The 9,483-nt window shown below is 56.6% G+C and carries 11 protein-coding genes; 6 read left to right on the plus strand and 5 right to left on the minus strand.

Annotation, left to right across the window (positions count from 1 at the left end; genetic code table 11):
• A partial coding sequence (locus tag HKN37_12045; GenBank protein ID NNE47376.1) for a hypothetical protein occupies nucleotides 1-413 on the minus strand: 413 nt, incomplete at its 3' end.
• An 88-nt stretch (nucleotides 414-501) separates the two neighbouring features.
• Here HKN37_12045 and HKN37_12050 point away from each other — a divergent pair.
• From HKN37_12050 to lepB, 5 genes are all read left to right on the plus strand, one after another.
• Complete coding sequence (locus HKN37_12050; protein ID NNE47377.1) at nucleotides 502-903, plus strand: molecular chaperone DnaK; 402 nt, start codon at nucleotides 502-504, stop codon at nucleotides 901-903.
• 72 nt (nucleotides 904-975) lie between these two features.
• Complete coding sequence (locus tag HKN37_12055; protein NNE47378.1) at nucleotides 976-1,686, plus strand: peptidase A8; 711 nt, start codon at nucleotides 976-978, stop codon at nucleotides 1,684-1,686.
• A gap of 39 nt (nucleotides 1,687-1,725) precedes the next feature.
• Nucleotides 1,726-3,528, plus strand: coding sequence for an elongation factor 4 (gene lepA, locus HKN37_12060; GenBank protein NNE47379.1), 1,803 nt, complete (start codon nucleotides 1,726-1,728; stop codon nucleotides 3,526-3,528).
• 9 nt (nucleotides 3,529-3,537) lie between these two features.
• On the plus strand, nucleotides 3,538-4,332 hold the full coding sequence (locus HKN37_12065; protein ID NNE47380.1) for a hypothetical protein: 795 nt from the start codon (nucleotides 3,538-3,540) through the stop codon (nucleotides 4,330-4,332).
• Nucleotides 4,333-4,416: 84 nt separating this feature from the next.
• Nucleotides 4,417-5,565: a signal peptidase I gene (gene lepB / locus HKN37_12070; protein ID NNE47381.1), complete on the plus strand. Its 1,149-nt coding sequence runs from the start codon at nucleotides 4,417-4,419 to the stop codon at nucleotides 5,563-5,565.
• A gap of 316 nt (nucleotides 5,566-5,881) precedes the next feature.
• Here lepB and HKN37_12075 read toward each other — a convergent pair whose 3' ends face one another.
• The 4 genes from HKN37_12075 to xseB form a co-directional block, all read right to left on the minus strand.
• The gene (locus HKN37_12075; GenBank protein NNE47382.1) at nucleotides 5,882-6,862 is read right to left on the minus strand and encodes a L,D-transpeptidase; all 981 of its coding nucleotides are present in this window, start codon (nucleotides 6,860-6,862) and stop codon (nucleotides 5,882-5,884) included.
• A gap of 67 nt (nucleotides 6,863-6,929) precedes the next feature.
• Entirely contained in the window at nucleotides 6,930-7,976 is a 1,047-nt protein-coding gene (locus HKN37_12080; protein NNE47383.1) for a potassium channel protein, read from the minus strand.
• A 9-nt stretch (nucleotides 7,977-7,985) separates the two neighbouring features.
• Nucleotides 7,986-8,501 (minus strand): hypothetical protein, encoded by a 516-nt coding sequence (locus tag HKN37_12085; protein ID NNE47384.1) that lies wholly within the window; start codon nucleotides 8,499-8,501, stop codon nucleotides 7,986-7,988.
• A 23-nt stretch (nucleotides 8,502-8,524) separates the two neighbouring features.
• Nucleotides 8,525-8,758 (minus strand): exodeoxyribonuclease VII small subunit, encoded by a 234-nt coding sequence (gene xseB, locus HKN37_12090; GenBank protein ID NNE47385.1) that lies wholly within the window; start codon nucleotides 8,756-8,758, stop codon nucleotides 8,525-8,527.
• A 191-nt stretch (nucleotides 8,759-8,949) separates the two neighbouring features.
• Here xseB and HKN37_12095 point away from each other — a divergent pair.
• A partial coding sequence (locus HKN37_12095) for an SDR family oxidoreductase (GenBank protein ID NNE47386.1) occupies nucleotides 8,950-9,483 on the plus strand: 534 nt, incomplete at its 3' end.

Consider the following 9,483-nt stretch of genomic DNA (forward strand, 5'->3'; position numbering starts at 1 on the left):
GCCAAAAAGTCGACCGCGGTAAAGAAGAGAAGTACTGCGAAGGCTCGTTCCGCAGCTAAGAAGCGGACTACGACTAAGGCGCGTCCTGCAGCCAGGAAGAAGTCCACGACGAAGGCGCGTCCGGCAGCGAAGAAGAAGACGACTGCGAAGGCTCGTCCAGCGGCGAAGAAGAAGCCGACTGCGAAGGCTCGTCCGGCAGCGAAGAAGAAGCCGACTACGAAGGCTCGTCCGGCAGCGAAGAAGAAGACTGCGAAGGCTCGTCCGGCAGCGAAGAAGAAGACGACTGCGAAAGTGCGCCCTGTGGCGAAGAAGACGAAGACGACAAAGACGGTCGCAACGAAGCCCAAGATGACGAAGGCGGCCGCGAAGAAAGAGGCCGCGAAGAAGGCGGCTGAAGCACGACGAATCAGCATGAGAGGCAAGGCGCCCCTCAAGTCCATGAGGACAGCGAGACCTACCATGAAGAAGAACACACGCGCAAAGAGGCCGGCTGCCAAGAAAGTGACAGTCCAACAGCCGTTAAAGGCACGCAAGTCGCCCTTCTCAGCCAAAGAGCTGAGTCACTTCCGTGATCTTATCGTCGAGAGACGTCACTCAGCGATGGAGGACATCGACAGCCTGCGTCGCGGTCTTGCGGATTCTCGGGAGCAGGCGGAGAACGACACCGCCTACAGTTTCCACATGGCTGATGCCGGGACCGACGCCATGGAGCGCGAAAAGCTGTACCTCATGGTGGCTCGGCAGCAGAAGTACGTCGGATATCTCGACCGGGCGCTCGAACGAATCGAGAACAAGACCTATGGAGTCTGCAAAGTGACAGGGCAGCCTATCTCGAAGGAGAGATTAGAGGCCGTACCGCATACCGAGATTTCCATCGAGGCGAAACGGCAGCAGAAACGATAGGTCGACGACGCTCATGCCGTTAGTCATCACCCCTCAAATGACCGGAGTCATTCGGACACAGTTACAGCCGGCATGAGAATACTGTGGCTATCAGGACTGGTAGTCCTGCTCGATCAAGCCGCAAAGATAGCGGTGCTCCAGACCATGTATCGGTCGCAGACGATTCATATCATCGGCGACTGGCTGAATCTGACGTATACCGAAAATCCCGGGATGGCGTTCGGCATCACATTCGGTCCTCCGGCGCTCATCACCTACTTTTCCATCGTCGCCACATTCGTGATCCTGATTTACCTGTTCAGGATCCGACGAGGCTATGCACCGTACCGATTCAGTCTAGCGCTCGTATTGGGTGGGGCGTTCGGCAACATCATCGATCGTGTATTCTACGGGCAGCTGTTTTACGGCGAACCGTTCTTTCAGGGGCGCGTGGTCGACTTCATTCATATCAACGTTTGGCGCGGCTACGTCCCTGAGTCCATACCTCTGCTGGGTGGGAAGTACTTCGCACTGTTCCCAATCTGGAATGTCGCGGATATGTCCATCGTCGTTGGGGTTGTGGGAATTCTTCTGTTCCAGAAAGCGTTTCATAACAGAATGAGGCCTGACGACGGGGCGTCGCTCGAAGGGTCAATCGGAATGTCGGAGGCGGCACCGGCAGTCCCGAAACCCGTTCCTGACCACGTTCCTTCTCCGGCGTTCGAACCGGCACCTCAGCAGTCGGCGCTGCCCGATCAAGACGGGCTGCAGGATCCGCGACCACCTGGCGACCGTGAGACGTAGTCCTGCGTCTCAGATTGTCACTTTCAAGCGTCCACGTTGATGTCGTCCTACCAGAGTCGAATCCGGAACTTCTGCATTATTGCTCATATCGATCACGGTAAGAGCACACTTGCAGATCGCCTGCTTGAGGCGACCGGAACACTGTCGTCCCGTGAGCTGCACGAGCAGGTCCTTGACAGCATGGACCTCGAACGAGAGCGCGGTATTACGATTAAGAGCCATGCGATTCGGATGGGCTACCGGGCCGCTGATGGCGCTGATTACACGCTCAATCTGATTGATACACCGGGTCATGTCGACTTTACATATGAGGTATCGCGCGCTCTCACCGCTTGCGAAGGAGCAATACTCGTAGTTGATGCGGCACAGGGTATCGAAGCACAAACGATTTCCAATCTCTCGCTGGCGATGGAGAACGATCTGGAGATCATCGTCGTCCTGAACAAGGTCGATCTTCCCAGCGCACACCCCGATATTGTCGCGCAATCTATCGAGAATCTGATCGGTGATCGTGCCGAAGACATACTGCACATCAGCGCAAAAACCGGACAGGGCGTTGACGCGCTGCTGGAGCAGATAGTCGCTCGCATTCCGGCGCCCCGCGGTAATCCTGAGGGTCCACTCAAGGCCCTGATCTTCGACTCAGTGTTTAACTCCTATCGAGGCGCCATTGCGTACGCACGGGTGTTTGACGGGACCCTCAACAAAGGGGATCATATGCTCTTTCTGTCAAACAAGAAGGAGTATGACGCGGAGGAAATCGGTGTTCTTCGACTGGGAATGGAACCCGTAGACGTACTGCGCGCCGGTGACGTGGGCTACATCGTCGGTTCCGTCAAGGATGTTCGGGATACACGCGTCGGCGATACGATCACACTCGCCAAGAATCCCGCCGTGGATGCCATATCCGGATTCAGGGAAGTAAAGCCCATGGTCTTCAGCGGTGTGTTTCCGACGAACTCCGACGAATTCGAAGACCTGCGAAGCTCGCTCGACAAGTTACGGCTGAACGATGCGTCACTCACGTATGAACCCGAAACATCCGTGGCACTTGGTTTCGGGTTTCGTGTCGGCTTTCTCGGACTGCTTCACATGGAGATTGTGCAGGAACGACTCGACCGCGAATTCAACCTCGACATCATCACGACGGTACCGAACGTAAGGTATGAGGTGCAATCCGGGGACAAAGTTATCTCGGTGCACAACCCAAGCAACATGCCGGACGCAGGCGACGTCGACCAGATCAGCGAGCCCTACGTTAAAGCAGAAATCATCACGCCCACCGAGTACATCGGCGGGCTGATGAAACTGTGCCAGGATCGTCGTGGCATCTACACGAATACAACGTACCTGGATGTTGAGCGAGTGAACCTCGAGTACGAATTACCTCTCTCTGAAATCGTGTTTGACTTTTACGACAAGCTCAAGTCGACGAGCCGGGGATATGCCTCTCTTGACTACGAGGTCGTGGAGTTCCGACCGAGCAATCTGGTCAAACTGGACGTGATGATAAATGGTGATCCTGTCGATGCCCTGTCGATCATTGTTCACCGGGACAAGGCCTACGACCAGGGCCGAAAGCTGGTGAAGAAGTTGAGGGAGCTGATTCCGCGGCAGATGTTCGAGGTCGCGATTCAGGCGGCCGTCGGAAGCCGTGTCATCGCACGGGAGACGGTCAAGGCCATGCGAAAAGATGTTACCGCGAAGTGCTACGGTGGCGACATCTCTCGAAAGCGGAAGCTTCTTGAGAAACAGAAGGAAGGCAAGAAGAGAATGAAGCAGGTCGGAAGTATCGAAGTGCCCCAGGAGGCGTTCCTTGCCGTCCTGTCCGTAAACGACTAACGGTGCGCGATGAAGCTTCGTCCATGGCGTGGACTGATCTGGGCTCTAGTGGTGGCGGCAGCCCTTGGTGACACGGCGCCGGCGCGCGCGCAGACCGTCGTCGAGATCTATCAGAAACAACGATTTCGGAAGCTGGCGCTTGAACTCATAGACACGACAGGCGGGCGGGCCACACCCTCTCCGCCCATGTCTGTGCCGACCTCGGCCGACAGCCTCCTGAACCTGGCACAATCGTCTCGGGTGGTCCAGCCCGAGCGGGTCGATCGGCCGGCCACCACTATCCGCTTCTGGCAACGTATTCCAAAGCTCGCCCGGGGTCACTTCGAACGCCGCTTCAGAGGGGAGGACTGGGTGTTTCTGGGGACGGACAGTCTTTCTCCGCTTGACACCATGATGACGCGAGAGATTCGCGGTCGCCTCGAGTCGCATTTTGGCAAACCTACCAGGACCCTCGCAGACGAAGATGCTGTCGCCAGTGCCGCCACCGGAGAAATATTTCAGTTTGAATACTGGTTCATTCTCGAGAATGAAATCCCATTGATCGTTACAGACGTAAACGGGCCCTTCGAGAGGGGAGTGGCCACCTCCACGTTGGAACGATTTGGTGACAGGCTAAAGGAATTGCGGGATGTTTTCATGAGCCCGGTAATTGAGTCCGACCGCAAGGCGCCGTTCGTGGATTACTATTACGATGATGAGGCGCTCCAATGGTATCGTACCGGATACGACAATCGTGGGTTCTTCCTCGAGCAAATTCAAAGACCAGGTCGCAATCGCCCGGTGCTACGGCGAGATCCCGAATAGAACGCAATGCGGGCGAAACGCCGAAACGTTCCTTAGCGTCTGCCGTAGAACGAGCCGCTTTCAGGATACTAAGCCTCCACTCTTTTGGCCTCCGATATACTCAAGTCTGAACGGAAAAGACGGTCAGGCAAGAAGTCCCGTGCGGGCAAGAGCGATTCCGGCTCGTCCGCGGGCAAGGGTCGCGCGCCGCACCACAAGTCCAAGCTGCGCGAGTGGTTTGACGCCCTGGTCTTTGCAGTCGTCGTGATGCTCATAGTCAGGACGTTGATTTTCGACCTGTTTCGAATTCCTACGCCGTCGATGGAGAAGAACTTGATGGTCGGCGACTATCTGTTCGTCTCCAAGCTGCATTACGGCACACGAACGCCGATGACACTCGGGATACCATTTACGCAGGTGTATCTGCCGGGCCTTCGATTGCCGAACATGCGTTTTCCAGGCTTCTCCGAAGTCAAGCGGGGCGACGCCATCGTTTTCAATTGGCCCGATGATCGGGAAAACCCGATCGACCGGAAGACCCACTACATCAAGAGAGTGATAGGCCTGCCGGGAGAAACGGTCCAGCTGATCGACAAGACGGTCAACATCGACGAAAATCCGATCGAGCTGGCGACCGGCATGCAGCAGTGGTGGAACGTTTACAAGACAGATCCGCGGGTTCGGCTTTCGCAGTCTGCGCTGATCGAGCTCGGCATTGATCCAGCTTTCCAGGTTCGCTACTCGCAGAATGCTTTGCTCGTTCAGGTGGTCGCGACACCGGAGTCCGTGGAGGAGATCCGACGCTGGCCATGGGTTGAGCGGGTCGAGCCCTTTGTGACGGGTAGTAATGCCGAGTTTCGCGAACGTCTGTATCCGCCCGGAAGTGACTACACGACAGACAACTATGGACCTGTCGTCATTCCCGGCGAGAATCTGACGTTCGATTTGACCGAGGACAACTGGCCGTATCTCGAGCCGGTGATCCGCCGCTACGAAGGTCGGTCAACCGGACGAGGCAGCAGTTCAGAATTCCTGGTCGATGGCGCGGCAGCGACAACTTTCACGTTCTCCCAGGACTACTACTTCGTAATGGGCGACTACCGTGACAATTCGGAAGACAGCCGGTTCTGGGGCGTCGTGCCAATGAACCACATCGTAGGGAAGGCTGTTCTCATCTACTTCTCCTGGGATGCGGACGCCAATTTGCCCCGGTTTACGAGGCTGTTCAAGTCGATCGACGAGAAGTACTATTAGTCGTTCGGCGTCCGGACTCCGACGCTCAGTCCCGCGTCACCGTCACCACCACGGCTCTTCAAGGCGCATCAAGGAGAAGGTGCCGGTTGTTTGACGGGTGGTGCCGGCCGGCCATCTGCCAGAATTCGCCGGGCTGTTAAAAGCGATCGATGAGATGTGCTGCAAGTCGGTCGACGTGCGGACTGCCACGCCTATCCTTCCCGGGCCACCAGGACTCTTTGATGGGTTTCTAGCGAAACGTCCCGGTTGTCTGGCGTGCCATCTGCTGCCACTCACCGGCCGCGTCGAAGCGATCGGCGAGATGTACGGCCAGCTGTCAGCGGGTGGACTCCGACGCTTGAGCCAGTCGTGCGCGATCGAACATTTCCTGCTGTGGCGTTCCAGGTGGAACATCATACGGATGTTCGGGGAACTCGATCATCTTCAAGACCGGGATACGTTTCTTCCGGATAAACGGCTCAGGTTTCATTCCCGGATCTTCGCCAATAACGAGAACGGTGGTGCCGGGCGAGATTAGTCGAGCCGTTTCGGAGCCGAATCCGTCACCTGCTGTTGTCTTCCAGGCATCGGCCCAACCGTATACCCACATCGCGTCATCGTCGATCAGGCGTACGCAGCCGTGACTCGTTGGTCCACCCGTGGGCATTGCGAACTGATGTATGTGAATGCCGCGACTCTGGTGAAAATTGAACACCCACCACATTTCCCAGGGCTCGTCCCTCGGACTCAGTGAGGAAATGCGGTACTCCGTTCTCCAGTTGAAGTTATAACGTCCGTTGGGAGTGGGAGACTCTTTCGCGCCCGTGTTGACGATTCCCCACCGCGTGAGTCGACCCTTCTCGTAGGCGGCGAACGCCTGGATGGATTTGTCAATGATGAACAACTTATCGAATTCCCGACCGCCCGCATAGAAGCGGGGGAAAGGTGAATACGCCCGGAAGTCGAGATCATACTGGTTGGGTACGACAACGGTGTCACCCACACTTAGGGACCCGATCAGCGTTCGGTTCAGAAGACCCACCAGCACAGATCTCTTTTTGCCCAGACTGACATCGCCGTTACCCAGAACTTTGTACATCGTATTGCGAGCCAGATTCGTATTGCCGCGGCGGTCGCTCAATACGTAGTACTGGTAATAAACATCCGGGATGTCCTCTACGGGTCCAGACTGGTTGCTTACAATCTGGGTCGCTTCGGTCTGATTAATAAACTCCTGACCCAGGGCGGAAGAGCCGACCAGAAAGCTGGACGCGACGACGATCAGAGCAAGGCTTACAGTTTCAATGCGAGCAGTCATAGTAACACTTGAGACACGAAAAGACGGTTTCTCCAACGACGGACCCGGCACACCGGGTTCCATGTTGTCACGAGCAACCTTCGTTCCGAAGCCGGTCGATCATATCCTGACTGCCCAGGACGATGAGGATATCGCCCGGACTGATAACAGACGTCGCGCTCGGATTGAAGAGCATTTCATCCGTCTGAGACGTGAGAATGGCGACGACGATCGTGTTGAACTTCTGTCGGAAGTTTGATTCCGCCAGCGAATGCCCCGCCATCAGAGAGCCTTCCTGGACTTGCACTTCCTCCATAATCAAGTCCAGGCCATCCGACTGAAGGACGTCCTCGACGAAGCGGTCGACGTTGGGCCGCAGGATGACCTGTGCCATCCTGTCGGCTCCAATCTCATACGCCGCGACGACCTTGTCCGCACCTGCACGTCTCAGCTTTCGTTCATTCTGATGCGTGTCAGTCCGTGCCAGGATGAACAAACCTGGATTCATTTCACGTGCCGTAAGCGTGACGAACACGTTGGCTGAATCTTCCGGCAACGTCAGGATCAGGCCACGGGATCTCGAGATACCGGCATCCTCGAGGGCCTCCTCGTTTTCTGCGTTCCCGAGGATGTATAGAAAATCGTCCTCGATGAGTCCTTCTATCTTGGCTGGACTGATCTCCACGACCACGAAGGGCTTGTTCGCTTTCCGCAGATCTTGAGCGACGCGTTTCCCGATACGACCATAGCCGCAGATGATGTAATGATCTTCCAGCTGACTTATCCGCTTGTTCATGTGTCGCTTGCTGATTACTTCGCTAGTAAGGAGCAGCTGTGCTGCTCGCGTCGCGATAAAGGCTACGGCTCCAATGCCGACAATCCCGATACCAATGGTAAAGATTCGTCCGAGATCGGAGAGCGTATTGACCTCCGCGAAACCGATGGTCGTCAACGTGATGAAGGTCATATACAGGCCGTCCAACCAGTACCAGCCCTCGATCAACGAATACCCGAGCGTACCGGTGCCTAGAAGGGCGGCAAGAAAGAACGTGGCCAGTATGATCTCGCGCTTGGTTGGCTCGGCGCGTGTCAGCCAGCTGACCAGTGGACGAGTGAATGAAAGAAGCATCGCCATCATGCGTGCTCAACTGGCGGGAGTCGCATGGGACCGAAAGTATCGCGCCGCCCAGGAATCCTGCGCAGGACGCTTGAGTCCATGGTTCCGCAGATCGCCGAGGGTCGTCAGCGTGCGATCAATAATCAACGTGCCGTTCGACACTTCACCATTGCCAATCCTGCGCTTCAGTTCCGTGCGATCAAGCATGACCACATGTCCGCGGGCGTCATCGACAATCGGCACGTCAAGAGCGGAGGACCACGCAAAGCCCTGGCGGGACGCTACCTCTTCCAAAAGGTGAGCGGATTTGTCAATTCCGCAGCCGGAGATCTCACCCTCATCGATTTCTCCGGCCAGAATCAGAACCTGGTCAAGGAGAATAGCGGAGGCACCCCGGATCTTTCTGCTGTGCGACGTCCAATCACCCAGAAACTGGTCGACGGCATCAGTAACGGCGACTTGCTCGGACTCGCACAAAGGACGCTGTGCCACCCAGATCCAGAGCCTGGCGCTGTCGTCGATGGTAGGGAAGTACGTGTTCATAATGCGGGTCGATTTCGGAATGACTAGTCCGATGAATCCGTGTCTTCCAGACGGAGTTCCGCGATCCGCAATTCCGCATCACGGAGGCGCTGCATGCATGAACGTGCGATTGAGACCCCCTCCTCGTAGAGCTTGAGTGCATCCTCAAGCTTCGTATCGTGGTCCTCTAGCAGGGCAGCGATCTCCTCAATCCGGTGGATTGACCCCTCGTAGTCAAACGATTCGGCCAATGGGTCTGTCTGATGCGTATCGGTCATCGGGGGTTGGTCTGGTTCAGCGATCAATATACTCCGCACAACCCGTTCCGGGGGTCAGGGGGCCGGATTCAAAGTTTAGGCGAATACGGTCGCGGCGCAGCAAGGTTCGCGACACGGGGAACAGGCGCCCCGCTGAAATGCGTACCTTTTGCGCGCCGCCAACAGCACTCCAATTCGATACAACGGAACCCATGGATCTAGGTCTTCAAGGAAAAGTCGCTCTCGTTACCGGAGCAAGCAGAGGTATTGGTAAGGCTATTGCGCTTGCACTCGGTCGCGAGGGCGCGAGCCTGGTGATCTGCGCACGCGGAGAGGAGCAACTCAGGGAAGCAGAGGCGCAATTGAGGTCCGAGGGCATCACGGTGATTGCCGTCCCGCAAGACCTTACCTCGAATGACGCGGGGATGGTACTCACCAGCGCCGCCATCTCGGAGTTCGGCAAACTTGACATCCTGGTTGGAAGTGCGGGAGGCAACCGTCGAAAACCGTTCGAGGAGACTTCTGACGACGACTGGGCCAGCATCATGGAGCTCAACGTGCTATCGCATCTTCGCTGCGCACGTGCGACGATTCCGGCGATGCGTCGCGCGGGTGGCGGCGCGATCCTGTTTATCTCGTCCATCTTTGGTCGAGAGGGTGGCGGCAAGGGATTGTCCATCTACAACACGACGAAGTCTGCTCTTATCAGCGCAGCCAAAATAATGGCCATGGAACTCGCTGCCGAT

The organism is Rhodothermales bacterium (assembly GCA_013002345.1).
Taxonomy (GTDB): Bacteria; Bacteroidota; Rhodothermia; order Rhodothermales; family JABDKH01; genus JABDKH01.

Bases quoted from the DNA above. Each gene is read 5' to 3' on its own strand.
- HKN37_12065 (NNE47380.1), top strand. From the start codon at position 3,538: ATGAAGCTTCGTCCATGGCGTGGACTGATCTGGGCTCTAGTGGTGGCG.
- HKN37_12055 (NNE47378.1), top strand. From the start codon at position 976: ATGAGAATACTGTGGCTATCAGGACTGGTAGTCCTGCTCGATCAAGCC.
- HKN37_12080 (NNE47383.1), bottom strand. From the start codon at position 7,976: ATGGCGATGCTTCTTTCATTCACTCGTCCACTGGTCAGCTGGCTGACA.
- xseB (NNE47385.1), bottom strand. From the start codon at position 8,758: ATGACCGATACGCATCAGACAGACCCATTGGCCGAATCGTTTGACTAC.
- HKN37_12075 (NNE47382.1), bottom strand. From the start codon at position 6,862: ATGACTGCTCGCATTGAAACTGTAAGCCTTGCTCTGATCGTCGTCGCG.
- HKN37_12085 (NNE47384.1), bottom strand. From the start codon at position 8,501: ATGAACACGTACTTCCCTACCATCGACGACAGCGCCAGGCTCTGGATC.
- lepA (NNE47379.1), top strand. From the start codon at position 1,726: ATGTCGTCCTACCAGAGTCGAATCCGGAACTTCTGCATTATTGCTCAT.